This is a genomic window from Clostridioides sp. ES-W-0018-02, assembly GCF_020658175.1.
Taxonomy (GTDB): Bacteria; Bacillota; Clostridia; order Peptostreptococcales; family Peptostreptococcaceae; genus Clostridioides.
In genome coordinates, this window is the sequence record NZ_JACVVY010000003.1 from 172,342 (window position 1) to 196,283 (window position 23,942).

At 28.6% G+C, this 23,942-nt stretch carries 21 protein-coding genes; 18 read left to right on the plus strand and 3 right to left on the minus strand.

The features are described from left to right. The first annotated feature begins 17 nt into the window (after positions 1 to 17). The 6 genes from IC219_RS09570 to IC219_RS09595 all read left to right on the plus strand — a co-directional run bounded on the left by IC219_RS09570 (position 18) and on the right by IC219_RS09595 (position 5,893). Complete coding sequence (locus tag IC219_RS09570; RefSeq protein ID WP_227481991.1) at positions 18 to 617, plus strand: KpsF/GutQ family sugar-phosphate isomerase; 600 nt, start codon at positions 18 to 20, stop codon at positions 615 to 617. Between the two features lie 23 nt (positions 618 to 640). Beyond that, entirely contained in the window at positions 641 to 1,111 is a 471-nt protein-coding gene (locus tag IC219_RS09575; RefSeq protein WP_227481992.1) for a PTS glucose transporter subunit IIA, read from the plus strand. A gap of 367 nt (positions 1,112 to 1,478) precedes the next feature. Next, complete coding sequence (locus IC219_RS09580; protein ID WP_227433905.1) at positions 1,479 to 2,225, plus strand: DUF2087 domain-containing protein; 747 nt, start codon at positions 1,479 to 1,481, stop codon at positions 2,223 to 2,225. A gap of 67 nt (positions 2,226 to 2,292) precedes the next feature. Continuing rightward, entirely contained in the window at positions 2,293 to 2,970 is a 678-nt protein-coding gene (locus tag IC219_RS09585) for an epoxyqueuosine reductase (RefSeq protein WP_227824376.1), read from the plus strand. Between the two features lie 416 nt (positions 2,971 to 3,386). Then, entirely contained in the window at positions 3,387 to 4,961 is a 1,575-nt protein-coding gene (locus IC219_RS09590; RefSeq protein ID WP_227830916.1) for a ClC family H(+)/Cl(-) exchange transporter, read from the plus strand. Positions 4,962 to 5,086: 125 nt separating this feature from the next. After that, a complete protein-coding gene (locus tag IC219_RS09595; RefSeq protein WP_413926933.1) occupies positions 5,087 to 5,893 on the plus strand; it encodes a DUF1848 domain-containing protein in 807 nt (268 codons plus the stop codon). Between the two features lie 522 nt (positions 5,894 to 6,415). Here the strand turns inward: IC219_RS09595 and IC219_RS09600 are convergent. Continuing rightward, positions 6,416 to 7,270 carry a GRP family sugar transporter gene (locus tag IC219_RS09600; RefSeq protein ID WP_227433909.1) on the minus strand — a complete coding sequence of 285 codons (855 nt, stop codon included), beginning with the start codon at positions 7,268 to 7,270 and terminating at the stop codon, positions 6,416 to 6,418. A 165-nt stretch (positions 7,271 to 7,435) separates the two neighbouring features. Here IC219_RS09600 and IC219_RS09605 point away from each other — a divergent pair, with 165 nt between their 5' ends. The 10 genes from IC219_RS09605 (at position 7,436) to IC219_RS09650 (ending at position 19,583) form a co-directional block, all read left to right on the plus strand. Beyond that, entirely contained in the window at positions 7,436 to 9,400 is a 1,965-nt protein-coding gene (locus IC219_RS09605) for a BglG family transcription antiterminator (RefSeq protein ID WP_227830990.1), read from the plus strand. Then, positions 9,400 to 9,858, plus strand: a complete 459-nt coding sequence (locus IC219_RS09610) for a PTS sugar transporter subunit IIA (protein WP_227433910.1) — start codon at positions 9,400 to 9,402, stop codon at positions 9,856 to 9,858. The genes IC219_RS09605 and IC219_RS09610 overlap by 1 nt, the downstream gene beginning before the upstream one ends. Positions 9,859 to 9,860: 2 nt before the next feature. Next, a complete protein-coding gene (locus tag IC219_RS09615) occupies positions 9,861 to 10,181 on the plus strand; it encodes a PTS fructose transporter subunit IIB (RefSeq protein WP_227433911.1) in 321 nt (106 codons plus the stop codon). 15 nt (positions 10,182 to 10,196) lie between these two features. Further along, a complete protein-coding gene (locus tag IC219_RS09620; RefSeq protein WP_227830915.1) occupies positions 10,197 to 11,297 on the plus strand; it encodes a PTS fructose transporter subunit IIC in 1,101 nt (366 codons plus the stop codon). A gap of 131 nt (positions 11,298 to 11,428) precedes the next feature. Continuing rightward, entirely contained in the window at positions 11,429 to 14,029 is a 2,601-nt protein-coding gene (locus tag IC219_RS09625; RefSeq protein WP_227824373.1) for an alpha-mannosidase, read from the plus strand. Between the two features lie 422 nt (positions 14,030 to 14,451). Further along, positions 14,452 to 14,784 (plus strand): winged helix-turn-helix transcriptional regulator, encoded by a 333-nt coding sequence (locus IC219_RS09630; protein WP_227433914.1) that lies wholly within the window; start codon positions 14,452 to 14,454, stop codon positions 14,782 to 14,784. A gap of 124 nt (positions 14,785 to 14,908) precedes the next feature. Continuing rightward, positions 14,909 to 16,207 carry a cytochrome c biogenesis protein/redoxin gene (locus tag IC219_RS09635; protein WP_227481999.1) on the plus strand — a complete coding sequence of 433 codons (1,299 nt, stop codon included), beginning with the start codon at positions 14,909 to 14,911 and terminating at the stop codon, positions 16,205 to 16,207. Between the two features lie 93 nt (positions 16,208 to 16,300). Next, positions 16,301 to 17,683, plus strand: a complete 1,383-nt coding sequence (locus tag IC219_RS09640; RefSeq protein ID WP_227482000.1) for an FAD-dependent oxidoreductase — start codon at positions 16,301 to 16,303, stop codon at positions 17,681 to 17,683. 235 nt (positions 17,684 to 17,918) lie between these two features. Continuing rightward, entirely contained in the window at positions 17,919 to 18,632 is a 714-nt protein-coding gene (locus IC219_RS09645) for a DUF434 domain-containing protein (RefSeq protein WP_227830914.1), read from the plus strand. 81 nt (positions 18,633 to 18,713) lie between these two features. Further along, on the plus strand, positions 18,714 to 19,583 hold the full coding sequence (locus IC219_RS09650) for a L,D-transpeptidase family protein (RefSeq protein WP_227433918.1): 870 nt from the start codon (positions 18,714 to 18,716) through the stop codon (positions 19,581 to 19,583). A 143-nt stretch (positions 19,584 to 19,726) separates the two neighbouring features. On the opposite strand, the gene IC219_RS09655 is transcribed toward IC219_RS09650, so the two are convergent. Continuing rightward, positions 19,727 to 20,872, minus strand: a complete 1,146-nt coding sequence (locus IC219_RS09655) for an iron-containing alcohol dehydrogenase (RefSeq protein WP_227482002.1) — start codon at positions 20,870 to 20,872, stop codon at positions 19,727 to 19,729. A gap of 263 nt (positions 20,873 to 21,135) precedes the next feature. Continuing rightward, entirely contained in the window at positions 21,136 to 21,912 is a 777-nt protein-coding gene (locus IC219_RS09660) for an IclR family transcriptional regulator (protein ID WP_227433920.1), read from the minus strand. Between the two features lie 568 nt (positions 21,913 to 22,480). Between IC219_RS09660 and IC219_RS09665 the strand changes: the two genes are divergently transcribed. Together IC219_RS09665 and IC219_RS09670 are read left to right on the plus strand one after the other, a co-directional pair. Continuing rightward, positions 22,481 to 23,455 carry a 2-keto-3-deoxygluconate permease gene (locus IC219_RS09665; protein WP_227482003.1) on the plus strand — a complete coding sequence of 325 codons (975 nt, stop codon included), beginning with the start codon at positions 22,481 to 22,483 and terminating at the stop codon, positions 23,453 to 23,455. Between the two features lie 77 nt (positions 23,456 to 23,532). Then, on the plus strand, positions 23,533 to 23,838 hold the full coding sequence (locus IC219_RS09670; protein ID WP_227830913.1) for a UxaA family hydrolase: 306 nt from the start codon (positions 23,533 to 23,535) through the stop codon (positions 23,836 to 23,838). The last annotated feature ends 104 nt before the right edge of the window (positions 23,839 to 23,942 follow it).

A 23,942-nucleotide genomic window follows, 5' to 3' on the forward strand; every position in this document is an offset into this window, starting at 1 on the left:
TAGAAGGGGAGATGATTATGAACTATTTAAAAACAATGGTTGATGTTATGACTACTGAAATGAATGCTATAAAGTGTTTAATAGATGAAGCAGGTATTGAATATGAAAATATAGTTAATGAAATTGCAAATTGTAAAGGTAAAGTGATTTTTATGGGTGTAGGTAAATCTGCACATATAGGTAAAAAATTGGCAGCTACATTTGCAAGTACTGGTACACCAAGTTTTTTTGTACATGCAACAGAGGCAGTACATGGAGATTTAGGAATGATTGAAAGTCGAGATATTACAATTTTAATCTCAAATAGTGGTAATTCTATGGAAGTTGTAAATTGTATAAAATATGTTAAGGCAATAGGTTCTAAAACAATTGCTTTTACCTCAAATAGAAATTCAGTATTGGCAAAGGAGTGCGATTATGCTTTAATATATCCTGCAAAGGGTGAAGCTGACCACTTAAATTTAGCACCAACAACATCATCTACGATTACTTTGGTTTTAGGAGATTCTATTGCATGTGCATTATCTAAAAACAGTAATTTTGACTCAGCTGATTTTTATAAATATCATCCAGGAGGAAGTTTAGGTGAAAAACTAAAGGCAGCTAATAATGGTTAAAAGTAAAAAGGAGAGTATATTTTATGTTTAAAATGTTTAAGAAAAAATCAATAAAATCACCAATATCAGGAAAGGTAATAGAGTTATCTAAAATACCAGATGCTGTATTTTCTCAAAAACTTATGGGCGAAGGTGTAGCTATAGATTCTACAGGTGATATTGTTTATGCTCCATATAATGGTAAGGTGGCAGTTTTAGCAGAAACTAAACATGCACTTGTTATAGAATTAGAAAATGGAATGGAACTTCTTATTCATGTTGGTTTAGATACTGTAAACTTAAAAGGTGAAGGATTTGAAGCATTAGTAAGTGTAGGAGACCAAGTAAAAGAGGGGACACCAATGTTAAAAATTGACCGTTCATTAATTGAATCAAATGGTATCTCACTTATTACTCCAGTTACAATAACTAATCATTCGGAGTACAATATGAATACATATAATGTAGGTAATAATGTAGAGGGTGGAAAAGATACTGTAATTGAGTTTAAATAAAAAGTATAAAATAAAAGATTACTGTCTATAAACTTATGTTGTACAATGTAAATTTAATATAAATATGTTAGATAAAAAGGGACTTACTTGATTTTAAATTGAGTAGTTCCTTTTATTTTATGTAATTAGTTTTACACTTTTTTATGTAATTAGTTTTATACTCTTCTCTTTGTATATAAGAATAGCTAATTATAAATAATAATTGTTCAAATAGAGATTTAAATATATTGTTTTGAGATATATTATAATTTAAACGGTGTATAATATATGAACTTCATAAACTTAAAATAGAAATGTTGACAATGATAATAAACTTTAGTAATATATGTTTATTGAAATAATAAACCATATACTGGAGGTGAATAATATGAAGATTGAAAATCTTTCTATTAAAGATATCAAAAAAGGTTATATATTCAATGCAGATTTAAATTGTTATAGTTGCATTATTTGTGGAAAAACGTATGAAGTAGGAGAAATATACAGAGTTGGTGACAGATTTTTTGAAGCATCAAGAGCTATTGAATTGCATACAGAATTAAAACATGGTAACTATTTGGAACAATTGGTCAATAATGATTCAAAGTACAATACATTAACAGATAATCAAAAACAATTATTTAAATTATTTATTAGTGATTTATCAGATAAAGAAATTGCAAAAGAGCTTGGTGTATCTACTTCTACAATACGTCATCAAAAATTTATGTTTAGAGAAAAAGCAAAACAAGCTAAGCTATACTTGGCTTTATATGAATCTGTATTTGAAGATAAATCTAATAGAGATAGTATTATAATACCAATCCACGAACATGCCAAAATGGTAGATGAGAGATACGTAGTAACTGAAGAAGAAAGAAAACACATTTTAGAAACATCATTTGAAAGTATGAATCCTCTAAAATTAAAAGCTTTTTCATCAAAAGAAAAGAAAAAAGTTGTTATTTTGTCTAAAATTTTAGAACAATTTGAGCAAGGAAAGCAATATTCAGAAAAAGAAGTTAATCAAATTTTAGAGTCTATATATTATGATTTTGCAACGATTAGAAGATATTTAATTGAATATGGTTTTATGAGTAGAAATAAAGAATGTACAAAGTATTGGTTAACATAATAAAAAGCCAAAACCTATCAGTATATAAAGCTATTTCTTGCTTGATTAGCTGTGAAAGGAGTTAAAAATGAATGATGAGTTGAAATCTATTTTGTACAATGAAGGTGTAGACATTATTCGTTTTGTTGATATATCTGAATTTCCAATAAATCAAACACTAGGCTTTTCTAAGGCGATTTTATTTTGTATAGGATTATCAAAGAAGTTTATTAAAGATATATATAATAATTTACCTACAGACAGAGATGAGTTTTTGGAAAAAGAGGAAAAGGTGGAAAAACTAGCTGATTGGATTTCTGAATATCTTCAAAAAAAAGGTTATAGTGCTTATGCTCAATCAGAAAAAAATAATATAGAACACAGATACATTGAAAGAGGATATATTGACCCTAAGATGCAATCAGGTATTAGCCCTTTACCACATAAGACAATAGCGAATATTAGTGGTATTGGATTCATGGGGAAAAATAATTTATTTATCACTGAGGAATTTGGATGTGCTTTTAGCATGTGTACAGTACTTACGGATGCACCAATTTCTGTTGAAAAGCATCCTTTGATTGCTTCAAAATGTGGTGATTGCAGTGTTTGTGTAGAAAAATGCCCTGCAAAAGCTATACATGGAAATGCTTGGACTTTTCAAGGGGGAAGAGAGTCTATAATCGATATTTCTAAATGTTTTTGTGTTTTAAAATGTATGGTAAATTGCCAATGGTCATTGAAATATGCAAATCAAAAACTATAATCTAGATATGAGATAGATATTTTTATTGTATTTTAGCTTTCTTAAAAAAATAAGCTTATAGGGTGCTTGATAATTGCACCCTTTTTAATATTATTAAATATAATAATTTAGACTGATGTTAATGATAGTCTGAATTAGGATTAATATTATCATGTTTTTTATCAAAGTCAAGAATAAAGTAAAAATAAAATAATATGTCCTTCTTTATTTTTCTAAAAATGTATTGTATTATTGATTCAGTGGTAAATACGATGAAATTAAGTTGGATAACAATAATTATTCAGTATTTACATTACATTATAAGTTGGTTATGTGTATAAAACATAGAAGAAAAGTAACATATGATTTTGTGTGAAATGAACTAAAAAATATATTTATTCATATTACACCGAATTATGGAGTGGAGGAGAAAGATTATGAAAAAAGATACATCTCATGTAATTAAGCGGGCCGAGCGATTTCAGGTCATTTTGATTGGAGAAGGGCTTCTTGTAGGCGCTATAGCTGGTTTGATTGTACTTTTATATAGGATACTTTTGGGGCAGGCTGGTATCTGGCTTAACCAAATATTAAATTTTGCAAAAGGTTCAACTGTGAAAACAGCAGTTTGGTTTGCAGTGCTTGCACTGCTTGCGTGGATTGTATCAAGGCTAGTAAATTGGGAGCCAATGATTTCAGGTAGTGGTATTCCTCAGCTAGAAGGAGAGATGACAGGGAAAATCAAGCAAGTATGGTGGCGTGTGTTGCCAGCCAAATTTGTTGGAGGATTCTTATCGCTTCTGGGTGGTCTTGCCTTGGGAAGAGAAGGACCTTCTATACAGCTTGGTGCTATGGCAGGAAAGGGTATTTCCAGAGCTCTTGATAGAGGAAAGACAGAGGAAAAGTTCTTGCTTACTTGTGGGGCAAGTGCAGGATTATCAGCAGCCTTTCATGCACCACTGGCAGGCGTCATGTTTTCACTGGAAGAAATACATAAAAACTTTTCAGTGTCTGTTTTGATTTCTGTGATGACAGCATCTCTAACAGCGGACTATATATCAGCTAATTTTCTAGGAATGGAATCAGTGTTCCAGTTTGATATTGGAAATGTGTTACCACAGAGTTATTATTGGTTGATACTGATTTTAGGTGTTGTGCTTGGCGTTATGGGGGCATTTTATAATTGGTTTACCTTATTTGTTCAGTCTTTATATAAAAAGATTCCCAAAATAGGTACATTTGGAAAAATATTGATTCCATTTTTTATGGCTGGTATTTTGGGTCTTTTGATGCCTGAGGTGCTTGGAAGTGGGCATAATCTGGTGGAAGCACTAACAAGCCATGAATATTTGTTGGGAATGGTAGTTTTGATTTTTGTCATCCGTTTTGTATTTTCGGCTGTTAGTTTTGGGTCTGGTGCGCCAGGAGGAATCTTCTTCCCGCTACTTGTTTTAGGAGCCTTTATTGGGGGAATGTTCGGAATGGTAGGTGTACAGTTTTTTGGAATGAACTTAGACTATGTCAATAATTTTATACTTCTGGCTATGGCAGGGTATTTTACTGCCATTGTACGTGCGCCTTTGACTGGAATTATATTGATTTTTGAAATGACAGGTTCTGTCAGCCAGATGCTTTCCCTATCCGTTATTTCAATTGTGGCGTATATTGTGGCTACACTTCTGAAATCTAAGCCGATTTATGAAAGTCTTCTGGAGAGATTACTTGAGAAAAATGGAGAACCTGTTCATAGAGAGAGGGGAGAGAAAATACTAGATCAGTTTTCCATTATGTTTGGTTCTCCTGTTGCTAACAAAGCAATTCAGGATATTCAATGGCCAGAAAATTGTCTTTTGGTAGCCATTCAAAGAGGAGGAGAAGAAATTATTCCAAAAGGAAAAACAATTCTTAAGGCAAGTGATATAATTGTTACCATGACAGATGAGAGAGACAGTAGTGTTGTGTATGATAAAATGGAAAAACTTTGCAAAGAAAATACATCATATATTGTCTAGGGATAATAAGCTATAAAAAAGATGTTTTCTGTGTGAATGAAAACTAGTAAATAATGTGTGTGTAGAAAGTGGTCTGGACAATTCTAAGAGTGATATCAGCTATACTTTTAGATGGAGGTTAAATTATGATAGTAAGTGTAAGTAGAAGAACTGATATACCTGCTTTTTATAGTAAGTGGTTTTTTAACAGACTTAAAGAGGGTTTTGTGTATGTTGTTAATCCGATGAATCCAAAACAAGTCAGTAAGATAGAGTTAAATCCACATACTGTTGATTGCTTTATATTTTGGACAAAAGATGCAACTCCAATGATATGTGATTTGAACAAATTAAAAGACTACAAATATTATTTTCACTATACTATAACTCCATATGGTAAAGATGTAGAAACACGAATTTTAGATAAAAAGAAGATAATAGAGTCATTTAAAGAATTGTCTAGAAGCATAGGAAAAGAAAGAGTAATTTTGAGATATGACCCAATTTTTCTAAATGAAAAGTATAACTTAGATTATCATATAAAAGCATTTGAGAGATTATGTAGTCAACTTAATGGATTTACAGAAAAATGTATAATAAGTTTTATAGATTTATACAAAAAAACAAAAGTTAATACAAAGTCATTACATATAAAACCTATACAAATTAAAGAAATAGAAATATTGTCGAAGGAACTTTTTAGAATATCTAATAAGTATAATATAACACTTGAAATATGTTGTGATGAATATAATTTAAGTAAGTTTGGCATTGGAAAAAGTAAATGTATTGATGATAAGTTAATATCAAAGATTATAGGTAGTGAAGTGAAAGTCAAAAAGGATGATACACAAAGGGATATTTGTGGATGTGTTAAGAGTATTGATATAGGGCAGTACAATACTTGTAGACATTATTGTTTATATTGTTATGCTAATTTTAATTATACATGAGTAGAAGAAAATTGTAGACTATATAATGAAGAAAATAGAGTACTTGTAGGTGCTATAAGAGAAGATGCAAAAATAACTGTTAGAAATATGAAGACTATTAAAATAGATAAAAACAATAATAATCAGATTAGTATATTTGATTAAAAGTAAATATAAAATGGTTACTACTTTAATATGTTGAAAAAATATATAAAAAAGTAAATGTAAAATAAACACTATTTTAATGTGTTAAAAAAATATAAAATTGTAATAATAGAACAAGTATAAATAGATGTTTTCTATAAGATAATAATTACTATAAAATGTATGGGGTTATGACAATGCTCTAGAGAGAAGCAATTCAGTAATTGTACTGTTTAGCTTCTCTCTTTTAATATTTATTACTATTTATGGTTTTATTAAGATTCATTCATAAGTGATAAATTAGTGGCAATATAGACTCTTAATTATAGCTAAATCAGTGATAAACACAGTATTTTAGAGGATAATTAATTTTTCATTTTAATTTATATAAATAAATATCTATTTTATTGTGCTTAACATAAAAACACCAAACATGATTAATATTATTCCAAGAAAAATAGCAAGCCACTCTCTTTTATTTTTCTTTTCTTTAAAGAAGATAATTCCTCCTAAAGTAGCTACTATAACACAACTCTGAGAAATAGAAAAACTTATCGTAACTCCCAAAGTATTGGTTGTAATAAACATACCTAAATTTGCTATTGACCACAATACTCCAGTAATTAGATTAAATAAAACATTTTCCTTATGTAAAGTCTCTCTAGAAAAATACTTAACAATAATTGATGCAGTTATTAACATCCCAACAGATTGAGGCAATATAATTCTATATCCTTCAATTGAAAATATTTGATTAGCTACAACATATAGTGCTAAAAACAAGGATGATAATAATGTAACTCCAATACATTTCAACATATTGCTATTAGTAGATTTTTTTGTTTGATAATTTGTGAGAAGTATACCTATTATTATACATAAGATTGATAAGGTGCCAATCAAAAACATTTTAGAACTAGTCCATTCATTAAATAAGATTACAGCTAGTAAAGTTGTAAAAGTTAATTGTGAACCATTTGAAATTGGCATTACTTTAGATACACTAGCAATTTGAATTGCTTTAAACTGCATTAACTGACCTAAACTCCAAAATATCCCAGAAATCATACTCACGCAAAATGAAAAAAATGTAATCTCAGGATGCATAACTAAAGTTATTATAGTGGAAAATATAAACGCACTTATAGAGGTACCTAAAAGTTGTTCGTAGGGAGAACTTTTTTTGAGGTTTGCAGCTATGGGCATTAATCCCCACCCTATTACAGGAAGTAATGCAATAATTATTGTCAGCATTAAATTATTTCCTTTCATATTAAATTTAGACAGTTTTTAATTTATCATCTAAAATTAAAGTATTCAATACATAAAAATTACCGTATTTAATCAGGAAATATTAGTAGTTTTGTAGAAAAACATTTTCCATTAAAATAAAAACAAAGGGAAGGAGTAAGTTTGAAAATGTTAACTGATATGATTCAAAATCGTGAAATTAGAATAATAAAGTTTTTATTAAAAGAAGGTCATACAACTGTTAAAGCAATAGCAGATGATTTAGATGTTTCAGAAAAAACAGTTTCAAAATCTCTCAAAGAAGTAGAAATAGTACTTAAAAAGATAGGTCTTTCTTTAGTGAGAAAACCTAAAATAGGTGTTTATATTGAAGGAGATTTAAGAAAAATACTTCCTTACCTAGATAATAAAGGAAGTCAAATTCCTACAACAAGAGAGGAGAGAGTTATATATATATACTCAATTTTGTTAAAAAGTAATGATTATATTACTATACAACAACTTTCTGAAGAATTATATATAAGTCGAGGAACAATTGAAAGAGATTTAGCTGAGGTTGAAAAATTACTAAAAAGTGAAGGAGTTTCTATATATAAGAAACCTAGTAAAGGAATTAAATTGAATATAAGTGAAAGAGATAAAAGACAGCTTACTGCTAAGTTTATACATAAATTTTGGAGTAGAAATTGGTATATTAAGCAAGAACAAGAAAGTTTTTATCAAGCTTTTGAAAAGATACAAGCAGATGTGAATGGTATCTTTTTTGAGGATGATTTATCTATCATTATTGAGATTCTTAGAACTTTTAGTGAGGAAAGAAAATTTGAGTTTTCTGATTATGAATTTCAATCACTGGTTATTCATTTAGCTATAGCAGTAGAAAGAATTAGAAAAGGTGAATATATAGAAGAAAATTTATATACTAATAAGATAGAAAATAATCAAATGCCAAATACAAATTATCTAGCAAAGCAACTAGAAGAAAAATTTTCAATATTATTGCCAAATTCTGAAATTGGATATATAAATCTGCACTTAGTAGCTGCTGACCAGCATAGAAACACTACTGAACTAAAAAGTAATTCAAGTAAACCTTATGAAGCGAATACAAACAATATCTCAAATCTTCGAGAAATTATCAAAAATACATTGTATAAGACAGCCTATGATAAAGATTTAATTGATGGATTAACTACACATATACATTCGTCGATAAATAGATTGACATATGGTCTTAGTATCAAAAACCCATATGTAAATACAATTAAGCAAAACTTTTCTCTATCATTTGAACAAGCTTTAAACTTGAAAAAAGTAATTGAATTTATATATGATATTCGAATAAATGATGACGAATGTGCTTATGTAGCACTACATTTTGAAGCTTTTAGAGAAAGAATGAAAGAACTACCACAAAGCATTAGGGTAATTCTAGTATGTAGTACAGGGTTGGGTTCTTCTAGGTTATTATCTGCAAGGTTAAAAAAATACTTCCCTATGGTAAAGATTGAAAAGATACTTTCTGTCCAAGAATTAGTATCTAGTAAAATTGATGCAGATTTAGTAATCAGTACTATTTATTTAGAATTAGAAACTATTCCAACTATAGTAGTTAGCCCTATTTTAAATGAAAATGATATAAGAACTTTAGAGAAAAACATACAAAATGTTCCAAGAACTACTTCTGGAAAATCTAAATCTTTTAAAAAGTTAATATTTGAGGAAAATATTTTGTTAAATATTGAGGCATCAGATTATGAAGATGTAATTAGATGTATAACAGATAACTTAATAAAAAGAGGTTATGCGAAAGAAGGTATAGCTGAAAGTGCGATTGAAAGAGAAAATTTATCTTACACATCTTTTCAATATATAGCTACACCTCATGCTAATCCTAGTTATATTAAAAAATCTAATATATCTGTTGCAACTTTAAAAAATCCTATTATATGGGGAAATGAAAATGTAGAAGTTGTTTTCTTTATTTCATTAGAAAATGACAAAAATTTGGAGCTTGATGAAATATATGAAGTTTTTTATGACTTCATTGACAATAAAAAAAATATAAATAACATATTAAGTGCAACTTCACCAAAAGAAGTGTACGATTTGCTAATGGAGGAGAATATATAGTGAAAATATCAGATGTATTGAAGGAAGAGCAGATTGTTTTTAATCTTGATGCAACTACCAAGGAAGAAACAATAAAAAAATTAAGTAGTATATTTGTTGAAAATGGGATTGTGGATAATGAAGAAGAATATGTTAAGTCTGTTTTAGAAAGAGAAGAACATGCAACTACAGGTATTGGGAATGGTATTGCTATTCCTCATGGGAAAAGTGATGCTGTTAAGAAATCTTCTATAATATTTGCAAAATCCAAAAATAAAATTGAATGGGAAGCCTTAGATGAAAAACCAGTAGATAGCATTTTCTTGTTGGCTATAAGTAACATTGATAAAGACAGTAACCACCTTGTCTTATTGTCTAAATTGGCAACTAAGTTAATGGATGATGACAATGTGGATGCATTAAAATTAGCTGATTCAGCACAAGAAGTAATTAAAATATTTAATGAGGGAGAAATGTAGAGATGAAAAGAAAAATTATAGCAGTAACAGCATGTGCAACAGGGGTTGCACATACATATATGGCAGCACAAGCATTAAAGAAGGCTTCAAAAAAAATGGGTCATCTTATAAAAGTTGAAACACAAGGAGCAACTGGAATTGACAATGAATTAACTGAAAAAGATGCGCAAATTGCAGAAGTAGTAATATTTGCTGTAGATACTAAAGTTAGAAATGCTGAACGTTTTGAAGGCAAAGAAATATTAGAAGTACCAGTTAATGCACCTATAAAAGATGCAGAAAAGGTAATCAATGATGCACTAAAGTTAATTGACACTAAATAAATGGAGGGAAATATAATGTTAAAAAAGATAGTCTCTGAGTTAAAAAAGCATGTTTTAACAGGAATCTCATATATGATTCCATTAGTAATTGCAGGTGCTATGATAATGGCAATATCTCGTGTAGGGGGTTCTTTATATAATATACCAGATATATGGGACGTTAAATATGCAGAAAGTGCTAGTAGTATTGTTAGATTATTACATGATTTAGATGGTTTTGGAGGCACTGCTTTAGGATTAATGTTTCCTGTAATTGCAGCCTTTATAGGATTTTCTATAGCTGATAAATTAGCTATAGTACCAGGACTTGTTGGAGGTATGATTGCTAAGGATATTGGAGCAGGTTTTTTAGGAGCTTTAGCAGTTGGTTTAATCGCAGGATATACATGTTTATTTATTAAAAATAATGTTAAATTACCAAAGTCAGCAGCTTCAATAGTACCAATATTTATAGTACCAGTATTTGGAACATTAATAACTGTTATATTAATTAATTATGTCATAGGTATTCCTTTTGCAACATTAAATACTGGCTTAGAAAATTGGTTAAATGGATTATCAGGTACAAATCAAATATTGATGGCAGCTATTATTGGAGCAATGATGGCAGTTGACCTAGGTGGGCCAGTTAATAAAGCAGCTTTGACAACATCACTTGCATTATTAACAAGTGGGATTTACGCACCTAATACAGCAGCAATGGTAGGAATTGTTATACCACCACTAGGCTTAGGTCTTGCTACTATATTAGCAAAACAAAAATATAATAAGCAGCTGCGTGAAGCTGGTAAATCATCTCTTATAATGGGGTTGATTGGAGTTAGTGAAGGAGCAATTCCTTTTGCAGTAGAATCTCCATTAAAAGTAATACCATCATGTGTAATTGGTACAGCAATTGCCTCAGCTATGGCAGTTGGATTAGGTTCAGTGAATGTAACTCCAATTAGTGGATTTTATGGATGGTTTACAGTAGAAAACTGGCCAATGTATGTATTATCAATTGCAGTAGGAACAGTAATTGTAGCAGGTTTAGTTATAATATTACGTGGAAATCCAGTTATCGAAGATGATGAATTTGAAGATGATGAATTTGATGAAGCAGAATGGGAATCTTAAAATTCAATAAAAATTTAAGAAAAGTAATAATTTAGGTTTAATATAAATTTTATAGTTAGTATAAGTTTTGAGTATTGTTGAGTCTTGATTACAGCCTAAAAATATTAAAATGAAGAAATAGAGGAGCATAAATGATAAAAGCACATATTGTTAATCATACACACTGGGACAGAGAGTGGTATTTTACTTCTGGAGATGCATTAGTACTTAGTGAGCAATTATTTACAGATATAATTGATGAGTTAGAGCGTAATCCAGATGTAAGTTTTGTACTTGATGGACAACTTTCTATTTTGGATGATTATACACAAGTACATAAAGAAAAAATAGAAAGTATTAAAAAATTAATAGAAGAAAAAAGATTATATATCGGACCATGGTTTACACAAACAGATGCATTCTTCGCTAGAGGGGAATCTATTTTAAGAAATTTAATGATTGGAATATTTGAAAGTAAAAAGTATGGTGAGTACATGAAAATCGGGTATTTACCAGATACCTTTGGTTTTAATGCACAGATGCCTATTTTATTAAGACATGTAGGGATTGATAATATTTTCTTTTGGAGGGGTATCCACTTAGGAAAGCAAGTTCAATCACCGTATTTTAAATGGAAAAGTTTAAATGGAGAAAAGTATATATATGCTGTAAATATGCCACATGGATATGGAACTGGTATGCTTTTAGAACCTTCACCAAAGTATGTCAATGGACGATTAGACCCCGCTATTGATTTTATTAAATCATATAGTGATGTAGAAGAGGTATTAATACCTTCAGGAAATGACCAATTAAATATAATAGGTGATTTTAAAAATAAAGTTGAAGAGATTAATAATATTGGAAAGTATTCTTATATAACAAGTTCATATCAAGACTTTTTGAAATATGTAAAATCCATAGAATCATTAGAAAGCTACAGAGGTGAATTTAGAGAACCAGTGCTTGCAAGAATACATAAATCAATTGGTTCTAGTAGAATGGATATAAAATTAGCATGTGATAAACTTGAAAATAAATTAATTAAGAGAATAGAGCCATTACTAGTAATTGCTAAAAAGAGTGGAATAGAAATAAGCAATCAATTATTAATAAACACATGGAAAAAGCTTTTAGAAGGGCAAGCTCATGACAGTTTGGCTGGTTGTGTAACTGATACTGTAACAGATGATATTCTTCACCGTATAAGAGAAGCTAATGAAATCTGTGATAGCATTGAAAATACTATTGTAAAGAAAATTTCAGAAGGGCTTAAGTTATCTCAAAATGATGTATTAGTGTTTAATTCAGAAGCTAAAAGATTTAATGGATATAAAGAAATACAAGTAGTGAGTAATAGTAAAAATATTTGTTTTAAAGAAAATTTAGATGCTACTATAATTGAAGAAACTTACATACAACCAAGAGAAAATGTATTGGAAGAGACACCTGCTGGTAATATATTTATTGAAGAACCAGGTTATTATATACTAAAAGTAAGAATAAATATACAACTTCCTGCACTTGGTTATAAAGTTATTAGTTTTGAAACAAGTAATAAAGAGATGTTGTCACTTAGTGAGTCTAATAATACCTTTATATCTAACGATAAATACAAGGTAATATATAAAGATGGAAGCTTGGATTTACAACTTAAAGATGGAACTTATATATCAAACTTTTTAACTTTAAAAGATAGCGGAAATGCAGGAGATACTTATGATTTCTCACCATTACAAGATGATGACGAGATAGAACTTTTGTTTAATAGTGTTTCGACAAAAAGAACTTTAGGATATGAAAAGATAGTAGTTGAAGGTACAACTTTACTACCACTTACACTGGAAGATAGAAAAGATAAAAATCTCAATGGAAAATTAAATGTAAGAGCTAGCATTATTTTATCAAAAGATAATCCATTGATAGAGGTAAAACTTCATGTCAACAATACAATATGTAATCATAGATTACGTGTTCATGTAAAAACGGATATAAATGATAATAAAAATATAGCATCATTACCATTTGGATATATAACAAGAGAAAATGGGGTTTTAAGTAATTGGGAAAATACTTATAGTGAAATGCCTATAGATTTGGAACCTTTGGAAAGTAATATTACACTTACTAATGATAAGAGAAGTTGTACTGTCTTTACTAGAGGAATAAAGGAGTATCAACATGTCAATGATGAAATAGCACTGACTTTACTTGCTACTACAGATGAATTAGGAAAACCTGATTTATTATATAGACCAGGACGTGCTTCTGGAGATACCACTAAAAAGGGACATATCAGAATTAAAACTGAAAAGGCACAAATACTTAGAGAAGTAGAGTTTTCATTTGCAATATATATGAGTTCTAAATCTTTTGCTGAATCAGAAGTTGCAAGTTTAACTCATAACTATTTGCAAGAATCTATAAATTATCAATTACAGGATTATAACTTCTTTTTATATCGTATAGATAATAAGATTCAAAGGTCAATTGTTGAAAAATCTGTGAACAGAGAGTTAGAGATAATATCTTTACCAGAAAATTATCTTGTATCAGCATGTTATCTTTCTTACTATGATAAAGAGAAGTTTGTAATAAGGTTAGAAAATCCAACAAGTGAGAAGTTGATATTAGATGAGCAAATATTTAAAGATAGAAACGGGAAAGTTATAAATGCAATAGAAGAATTAGAGGAACAACAAATATATGAAATAGCACCTTTTGAAGTTATTTCAATATTATTAGATTTATAAGTGTAAAAGTAAGTTTATCATTTAATAATCTGGCAGATAAATATCTGTCAGATTTTTTAATTTGTATAATTTTGGGTAGATATCAAGGTATGGGTTTGATGTTGTATATAGAAATTATTAAAACAGGATAAAGAACTTAGATAAAGAATTATTATATAAGAGCTAAATTTATTTAATATAGTTAACTTTAATTTTATGTAGTTATAAATATTTTATGTAGTTATAAATATGTAGTTACAAAAAAGTACCCAATTGTGATGCATTTATAAAACTGATATAGTAATTATATGAAACCTCAGAAATATTTTAAAACTAAAATATATATTAACAACCTTAAACTAGTAAATCTCAACACATTTGTAACATTTATAAATTAAATAAAAGCATGTCTTAATAATTAATAAAAAGAAAGAGGAGATAAAATGTATAATATAGATGATATGATATATGACTGTCCAGTAGAGGCATTATCAAGCATATTAGGTAAAAAATGGGTAGCTATAATAATATGGGAGTTACAAAAAGATAAAAAAAGATTTGGAGAATTACAAAGAGCCATTCCAGAATGTAGTAAGAAAATGTTGACTCAACAATTAGATTTTTTAATTGAGCAAGGAATTATAATCAACAATAAAAAATCAATTAATAATATTGTAGAATCAACATATTTTTTAAGTGAGTCAGGGGTACTATTACTTCCTGTTATGGAAAAGATGATTATGTGGAGCAATAATAATTTAAATTGCGATAAGTAAGCTTTTAAATTACTTTTGAATTTACAGTGACTTAATTAGGCTATCGTGAGAATAAAAGTAAAAGCAATAAAAGGACATAATTTTTTATTGTAATAATGTAAATAGAATGAGGAGGAGCTTTAATTTGCAAAATATAAATTTATTTGTGGTATTTATAGAAGGGATATTATCGTTTTTTTCGCCATGTATATTACCAATACTACCTATTTATCTAAGTATACTGTCAAATAGTAGTGTGGAAAATTTAAAAGAAGGAAAAACTAATTTTATAAAAAGTTCTCTATTTAAAAATACTATCTTATTTACTCTAGGAATTTCAACAACCTTTTTTATATTAGGTTCATCAGTAAGAGTATTGAGTATGTTTTTTAATGAGAATAAAGACTTAATAATGTTTATAGGTGGGATTATAATTATTATCATGGGATTGTTTTATATGGGAATAATTAAGTCTTCAATACTAAATAGAGAAAAAAGATTAAATGTAAAGTTTAAAGAAATGAGAGCAATAACAGCATATTTACTTGGATTTACATTTAGTTTTGGGTGGACACCTTGTATTGGGCCAATATTAGCATCTGTATTAGTAATGGTTTCTAGTTCAACTAATCATTTGAATGCAAATCTTTTAATAGTAGTATATACCATTGGATTTATTTTGCCATTTATAATTACAGCTATGTTCTATAGTAAGTTGTTTAAGACTATAGATAAAATAAAATCTAATATGGAAATTATTAAAAAGATAGGTGGAGCTATACTTATAATATCAGGAATATTAATGATGATAAATGGGTTTGAAAGTGTGAGCAAGCATTTTAATGTTCCACAAAAAAATAAAGTTGAAAATAATCAAAGTGTGAATCAAGAAGATAATAAACAAGGAAATTCTAATGGCAATACACAAGAAGAGTCTGGTAACAGAGATAATAAAAAAGAATCTAATAATGAAAATAGTGATAACAGCTCTAATGATGAAGAGAGAATAAAATCTATTGATTTTACTTTAACTGACCAATATGGTAAAACACATAAATTAAGTGATTATGAAGGTAAGGTTGTGTTTTTAAATTTCTGGGCTACATGGTGTCCTCCATGTAAAGAGGAAATGCCTCATATAGAGCAGTTGTACAAGGATTATAAGAAAAATAATGAAGATGTAGTAATTTTAGGTGTAGCATCACCTAATTTAGGTAGAGAAGGTTCAAGAGAACATGTAATTAACTTTTTAAAAGATGAAGGCTATACTTTTCCCGTTGCACTTGATGAAGATGGAGAATTAGCATATCAATATGGAATTAATGCTTTTCCAACTACATTTATAATTGATAAAGAAGGATATGTAACACAGTACATTCCAGGAGCAATGAATAAAGAGACTATGATGTCTTTCATTGAAAATCAAAAAAATAAAAAGTATTAATATAGAAGGTTACAAAAAAGTACCTAATTGTACCACCTAGAAAATCTTGTTATAGTAAGAGTATAAATAACAAAGGAAAGGGTTGAAATTTATATGAAAAAAACATTTGATGCAATAATAATAGGATTTGGAAAAGGTGGAAAGACATTAGCAGGAGATTTAGCTAATAGAGGATTAAAGGTAGCTTTAGTAGAAAAGTCAAATAAAATGTATGGAGGAACATGTATAAATGTAGCATGTATCCCAACTAAAAGCTTAGAAAATTCAGCAAACAATGTAAAAAATATAAACTCTTGGAATGATGCACAAATCGAATATGCAAAAGCTATAGAAAAAAAAGAAACTTTGGTTACAAAGCTTAGAGAAGCTAACTATAATAAATTAAATTCAAATGATAATGTAACTATATTTACAGGAATGGCGACTTTTATTGATGAAAATACAGTAGAAGTAAAAACTGAAAATGAAGTTTATGAATTAGTATCAGAGAAGATATTTATCAATACTGGCTCAAAATCATTTATACCTAATATAAAAGGTATTGAAAACAATAAGATAGTATATAATAGTGAATCTCTTATGAATTTAAGAACCTTACCTAAAAAAATGACAATTATAGGTGCTGGGTTTATAGGTTTAGAATTTGCAGGCATCTATAGTTCCTTTGGAACAGAAGTTACAATATTAAATTCAAATAATGGGATTTTACCAAATGAAGATATTGAAGATTCAGAAGAAATAATAAAATTACTTGAAAAGAGAAATGTAAAAATTATAAATAATGCAAAGGTAAAAGAGATTAAGGAAGTTTCTAATTTAGCTACAGTAGAATATGATATAAATAGTGAATTAAAGGAAATAACAAGTGATATAATACTTGTTGCTACAGGTAGAAAAGCAAATACTGAAGGTTTAGGACTTGAAAATGCAGGCATAGAGTTAAATGAAAGAGGATTTATTAAAGTATCAGATAACCTTAAGACTAATAAAAAACACATATGGGCTATAGGAGATATAAATGGAGGTCCTCAATTTACTTATATATCACTAGATGACTATCGTATAATAATCAATCAATTATTTGGAAATAAGACTAGAACGACTAGTAATAGAAAAAATATACCAAATGCTATATTCATAAGTCCAGCATTTTCAAGAGTTGGTCTTAATGTTAAACAAGCAAAGGAAAAAGGATATGATGTATTAGTAGCAAAGATGCCAGTTGAGGCAATTCCAAGAGCTAAACAAATTGGAAAGACAGATGGATTTATAAAAATCGTAATAGATAAAAATTCCAATAAGATACTTGGTGCTAGCATGATATGTGAAGATTCTAGTGAGATTATACATTTAATTCAGTTAGCCGTAGATTTAGAAGTAGAATATACATATTTAAGAGACCGTGTTTATGCACATCCAACTATGACAGAGGCTCTTAATGATGTTTTATCTCCTAATATGATAAAGGAAGTATAGAATAAGTGTAATATATAAATAAAGCCTAAAATTATCATTATAAATAAATTTTAAAGAAAGGATACTATGAGAATTTACTAATAGTATCCTTTCTTTACATTATAAAGTATAAATATAGTAAAAAAGTAATTATTTTGTATTTAAGAGAGTATTAAAAGGTATAATCTAAATATTGAATAATATAAATGGATAAGATAATATTAGCAAACTTCATATTAAGGCGGTGAAATACTCTATGAATAAAATATCTAAAAGAGGCTTTGATGAGAGTGATAAACGATGGTTTTCAAGTAAAGAACTTGTAAGACTTGTAAAGGCTCAAGAAGAAATAGAGTGGTTAATAAATAGAGATTATAAAATAGACCCAGTTGTAACTTTTGTGGGAGATAGATATCAGTTTTCAATAAGACAAAGAGATGCACTAAAGAGAGCAGTATGTACTTATGAAAAAAATAGAATAAGACAATCAAAGATACTTTCCTTAGATAAAATAAATGAAGGAATTATATACATAGATGGTTTTAATTTGATAATAGCTCTAGAAGTAGCATTATCTGGAGGAACTCTAGTCATAGGTAGAGATGGAAATATAAGAGATTTAGCAGGTCTTAGAGGAACATATAAAATTATAGATAAAACAGAAGAAGCTTTAAATCTAATAGGAAAGTTTTTTAATAAATATAAGGCTACAAAAATTAAATTTTACTTAGATGCACCAGTTTCTAATTCTGGAAATCTAAGATATAAGATATTAGAACATGCCAAGGTATGGAAAATTGAAACAGAAGTAGAGCTAGTAAAAAATGCAGATGTTATATTAGAAAAACTTGATAGAGTAGTTAGCAGTGATGCTGTTATAGTTGATAAATGTATAAGTTATTTTAATGTAGCTAGAAGTATAATTGAAGAATATATTAAAGATTGTAATATTGTAAATTTAAATGGATAATAACCTTTAATTATACAGAGTAAGTTTAAAAATAGAAGAACGAATATATATCGAATTTCATAAAGTATTGTAAAAAGACATATGAGAGGATGGGTATGTGTGAAGCTATTTAAAATAAACATTAAAAAATACAGAGCACCTATATATAAATATGCTTTAGTAAATGTAAATTTGAGGTCTGCGAAATCTACAAGTTCAAGTATTATAACTGTAATACCTAAAGGTTCTAAATTAGAGGTTCTAGATGAAGAAGATGATTGGATTAAAGTAATCTACAATTTTCAAGAAGGGTATGTATACAGAGATTTAATATCAGTAAGCGAATATGCTTGGAGTAATTTAAATTTAAGAGAAGATAAGTCTACAACTTCTACTATAATTACAGTAATTCCTGAAAAGTCTAGAGTCGAAGTTCTACAGGTAGAAGGGGACTGGAGTAAAGTTATATATGATGATAAAACAGGTTATGTTTTTAATTATTTCTTGTCAAGTGATGGAAATAAACCTAATGAATTAGATTATAAGTATTTTTACACTGATATGACTAAATTTGTTAATGAAAATAATATTAAAAGTACTAGTGACTATCTAATTACCACAGACCTTAAAAATAAATACACTTATATTTTTAAGAAAGATAATGGTGGTTGGGGGCAATTATATAAATGGGAATGCACTATAGGTAAACCTGAAACTCCAACTATAACAGGTATTTTTTATATAAGTGGGAGAAAACCTTCTTTTGGAACAGATGAGTATTCAGTTAAGTATGCTACTAGAATTAAAGGTGGGTATTATTATCATTCTGTGTTATATAATTCAACAGGAAGTTATATAATAGATGCTAGGCTTGGTGAAGCTCTTAGCCATGGATGTATAAGGCTAAGTACAGAAAATGCTAAGTGGATATATGACAATATACCTGACACAACAACAGTTATAATTCATTAAAAATACTATTTATTAATTTTAAAGAGTTTGAAATTAAATTAAAAATATGGGTTTAGATAATAAGAGAGTGTCTATAATCAAATAAAAATATTTTGAGACACTCCCTTATAAATATACATAATTAATTTATAAGTGTGATTATATTAAGAGATTTTCTTAAATAATTCTATAATTTTGTCTTTATCAAAGAAAACAGGATTGGCTCCAGCACAAGCATCTTTCATAGAATTTTCAGCAAGCAACTCAAAATTAGGATTATCAACACCAACATCTTTTAAAGATTTTGGAATTCCTACTTCTTCTGAAAGAGCTTTTATTTTATCTATTACAAAATCAACACATTCCTTATCTGATTTGTCATGTATATTCATTCCAATAATCTCAGCTATTGGACGGAATTTAGAAGGTGCAGATTTAGCATTTTCTTCTTCAACTATTGGTAGCAACATAGCATTACATACTCCATGAGGTAAATCATATAAACCTCCTAATTGATGAGCCATAGCATGTACATTTCCAAGACCTGCATTGCTAAAAGCAATTCCATTTAGAAAACAAGCATAACACATTTGTTCTCTAGCATCTATATCATTACCATCTTTAACAGCTCTAGGAAGATATTCAAATATCTGCTTTATAGAATATAGCGCAGTTGAATCTGTAACATCATAAGCACCATTAGCCACTACAGCTTCTATAGCATGAGTCAGTGCATCCATACCAGTAGCTGCTGTCAAATTAGCTGGCTTACTAATCATTAATTCTGGGTCATTAACTGTCATTGTAGCTAGTGCATTTGTATCAACCATTATCATTTTTACGTGCCTATCTTCATCCGTTATGACATAATTTATTGTAACTTCAGCTGATGTACCAGCAGTAGTAGTTATAGCAACTATAGGAAGACATTTTTTAGAAGTTTTATTTACACCTTCATAATCTCTAATGTCACCACCATTGGTAGCCAATATGGAAATAGCTTTACCACAATCTTGTGGAGAACCACCACCTATAGTTATAACGAAGTCGCAATTTTCTGATTTTAATATTTCAAGTCCATTATTGACATTAGTCACAGTTGGATTTGGTTTAACTTCATCATAAATAGCAAAGTTCACACCTATTTGAGACAACATATCTGTTACTTTTTTTACAGTACCATTTGAAGTTAGAAATTTATCGCTAACGATAAATGCTTTTTTAGTGCCTAAGGATTTAATTGAGTCTTTAGATTCAATAAGACACCCTTTTCCAAGTAAGTTTATTGGTGGTACATAATAGATACTCATAGTTAAAATCTCCTTTTTTGAATTAATTTTTATGTACAATATACATACCTACAATAGACTTATACTAATTCACATATTAGATATTGGTTTTTGAGGTTAAAATATATATTGTGAGTTTTTATATAAGAACTAAGTTCGTAATTACGATTATGATTAGAATTTAACATAGTATTTTTATCATGTCAATAAAAATATTAAAAATAAAAAAGAGCATAAAAAAACAAAGTTGCTGTAATTAAGTCAGCAACTTTGTTTTTATCAATCTAATTTATTATAATATCTTCATTACGTTCTTCCATCATAGATTGAATATTTTTTTGGGCATTTAGAAGTAATTTTTTTATCAGTTCTATTTTTTCTTCACTAGACCTAAAAAGTGGAAGTGTTACGCTAACAGCGGCCCTTATACATCCGTTTTTTCTTATTGGTACAGCAAGGCATTTTAGGTATTCCATTGATTCTTCACATTCTGAAGCTATTTGAGTTTCACGAACTTCAAGAAGCTGGTCATATAAAATATCAAAGTCAGTAATTGATTTTTTTGTAAATCCTTTTAATCCGTCTGGATATAAATTTATTAGTTTTTCCTTATCAAAATCACATAAAAGTGCTTTACCAAGACCTGTACAATTAGCAGGTATCTTTTTACCAACATAAGAAATAAGTCTAATTGGCTCTGGAGAGTCAACTTTTCCAATATAAAGAACTTCGTTATTGTCGAGTATACCAAGTTGACAAGTTTCAGAACAAGAATTAACTATATTAGTCATTTCATCAATTATGTAGTTAAAAATAGTTCTTTTCTCAAAAAACGAAGACCCCAATGTGTAAGAACGTATACCTATGGAATATTTAGACGTATTTTTATCAATAGTAATGTATTTTCTAGCATTAAGTGTATGAACTATAGGAAAGATACTACTTTTTGGAGCATTGATAGCATCTGCTATTTCTGTAAGAGTATATCCATTCTCAGATTCAGCTAATGCTTCTAAAATATCTAATATCCTAGCTGTTGGGCGATGATTATCTGAAGTCATAAATTTCCCCCTATCTTTGTTAATTTAAAGTGTTAGAATATGTTGATTTTAGCATACTGTGTGATAATTTACAATGTAGAAATAAAATATATGACAGCATGTGCAAATAAGCTTTAATTATAAATATTTATAGATGATTTTTTTGATGAAAATTCATACTAAAAACTTGAAATAATTTCCAAAATATACCTGAGAAAGTGAACTGTATTTAGCTATATAATTTAAGATAAGACAATAATAATCGTATTTTATATAAAAATATCGAAATATTGTGAATTTAGATTATATAAATTGTGATATATAGATGTGAAATGAGAAAAATTACTTTTTATATTTTGCATATAATGAAGATAATTGCTAACTATTGCTATATTATCAGATAATTTGAAAAAATTTTGACAAAAATTTATTTTTTTTATTGACTCATAATTGGGAAAATGCTATCATTAATTCAAAGATTCGTAAATAAAAACTTAGTTCTTAAATACGAACCGAAACGGCCGTTAAAATTAAAGCTAAAAAATTTAATACAAGTAATTAAATATCATGTTTTAGGAGGAGTAACTTTATGATAATGGATTTTATAAAAAAAATTCCTGCAGGTATGATGATAGTTCCAATGTTTATAGCAGCTTTCATTAATACATTTTGCCCAGATATTGTACAAATAGGTTCATTTACAACAGCAGTATTCTCAAGTGTTGGCTCTGCAACTATAATAGGGGTTCAACTAGTATGTCTTGGAACTCAGCTTCAATTTAAAGAAATGCCAAAAGTATTAAAAAGAGGAGGAATACTTCTTGGTTCTAAATTTGCTATAGGTGCTTTAATAGGCATACTTATAGGAAAATTATTTGGAATGGATGGAGTATTAGGTCTTACAACTTTGGCAGTTATAAGTGCAGTTACAAATAGTAATGGTAGTATATATCTTTCATTAATGACTTCATATGGAGATGAAACAGATTGTGCAACTATGAGTTTACTTACTTTGAATGATGGTCCATTTTTTACATTGATAGCTCTTGGGACTTCAGGACTTGCAAATGTTCCATTAATGTCATTATTAGCTGCAATCGTACCAATACTTGTTGGTATGATAATAGGTAATTTTGACAAAAAGATGAAAGAATTCTTAGAACCAGGATGTAATTTATTAGTACCATTTGTAGGTTTTGCACTTGGAAGTAGCATAAATCTTGCAAGTATATTAAAAGGAGGACTATCTGGAGTATTACTTGGATTAATATCTGTGTTTGTAGGAGGTATATTTATAGTATTCTGTGATAGATTTATAGGTAAACGTCCAGGGTATGCAGGATGGGCTGTAGCTACAACTGCAGGGAATGCAATTGCTGTTCCTGCTGCTGTTGCATTAGTTGACCCAACATGGCAACCATATGTTGCAACAGCTACAACTCAAGTAGCAGCTGCAGTAGTTGTTACTGCAATATTAGTTCCTCTTATAACTAGCTGGTGGGCGAAGAAATATGGATGTCCTAAATTCCCAAAACAAAAAGATGATGGGACAATAGTAGCCTGATGAATACAGATATATAATTACTAAGATGATTTTGTATATTAATAAAATTATATTATTTATAAAGGAGAATAAAGATAATGATAAATGCAGTGATAATTGATGAAAAAGATAATGTTGCAGTGGCTATTGAGACAATATCTAAGAATAGTGAAATTAATTTTAAATTAAAAGATAAAACGATAAAGACAATAACAGCTTTAGATGATATAACTATTTATCATAAATTGGCTATAAAGGATATGTCTGAGGGAGATAAAGTTACTAAATATGGAGAACACATAGGAGAAGCTAATCAAGAAATAAAAATTGGTCAACATGTACATACTCACAATGTTAAAAGTGTTAGAGAAGATTTAGATAAACAAATTGTATCGAACATATAAAGTAACATTTATAATTCAATAAAAGTCATATTTAGTATTAAATGATTAAACAAGTAGGATTATAGTTATCTAATTAGCAATAAGAATAAAATTTATAGTACAAG

Coding starts and splice junctions, on each gene's coding strand:
- IC219_RS09665 (WP_227482003.1), top strand. CDS start 22,481: ATGATAATGGATTTTATAAAAAAAATTCCTGCAGGTATGATGATAGTT.
- IC219_RS09570 (WP_227481991.1), top strand. CDS start 18: ATGAACTATTTAAAAACAATGGTTGATGTTATGACTACTGAAATGAAT.
- IC219_RS09590 (WP_227830916.1), top strand. CDS start 3,387: ATGAAAAAAGATACATCTCATGTAATTAAGCGGGCCGAGCGATTTCAG.
- IC219_RS09670 (WP_227830913.1), top strand. CDS start 23,533: ATGATAAATGCAGTGATAATTGATGAAAAAGATAATGTTGCAGTGGCT.
- IC219_RS09575 (WP_227481992.1), top strand. CDS start 641: ATGTTTAAAATGTTTAAGAAAAAATCAATAAAATCACCAATATCAGGA.
- IC219_RS09655 (WP_227482002.1), bottom strand. CDS start 20,872: ATGAGTATCTATTATGTACCACCAATAAACTTACTTGGAAAAGGGTGT.
- IC219_RS09640 (WP_227482000.1), top strand. CDS start 16,301: ATGAAAAAAACATTTGATGCAATAATAATAGGATTTGGAAAAGGTGGA.
- IC219_RS09650 (WP_227433918.1), top strand. CDS start 18,714: ATGAGAGGATGGGTATGTGTGAAGCTATTTAAAATAAACATTAAAAAA.
- IC219_RS09630 (WP_227433914.1), top strand. CDS start 14,452: ATGTATAATATAGATGATATGATATATGACTGTCCAGTAGAGGCATTA.
- IC219_RS09585 (WP_227824376.1), top strand. CDS start 2,293: ATGAATGATGAGTTGAAATCTATTTTGTACAATGAAGGTGTAGACATT.
- IC219_RS09620 (WP_227830915.1), top strand. CDS start 10,197: ATGTTAAAAAAGATAGTCTCTGAGTTAAAAAAGCATGTTTTAACAGGA.
- IC219_RS09660 (WP_227433920.1), bottom strand. CDS start 21,912: ATGACTTCAGATAATCATCGCCCAACAGCTAGGATATTAGATATTTTA.
- IC219_RS09625 (WP_227824373.1), top strand. CDS start 11,429: ATGATAAAAGCACATATTGTTAATCATACACACTGGGACAGAGAGTGG.
- IC219_RS09580 (WP_227433905.1), top strand. CDS start 1,479: ATGAAGATTGAAAATCTTTCTATTAAAGATATCAAAAAAGGTTATATA.
- IC219_RS09615 (WP_227433911.1), top strand. CDS start 9,861: ATGAAAAGAAAAATTATAGCAGTAACAGCATGTGCAACAGGGGTTGCA.
- IC219_RS09645 (WP_227830914.1), top strand. CDS start 17,919: ATGAATAAAATATCTAAAAGAGGCTTTGATGAGAGTGATAAACGATGG.
- IC219_RS09595 (WP_413926933.1), top strand. CDS start 5,087: ATGATAGTAAGTGTAAGTAGAAGAACTGATATACCTGCTTTTTATAGT.
- IC219_RS09600 (WP_227433909.1), bottom strand. CDS start 7,270: ATGCTGACAATAATTATTGCATTACTTCCTGTAATAGGGTGGGGATTA.
- IC219_RS09605 (WP_227830990.1), top strand. CDS start 7,436: ATGTTAACTGATATGATTCAAAATCGTGAAATTAGAATAATAAAGTTT.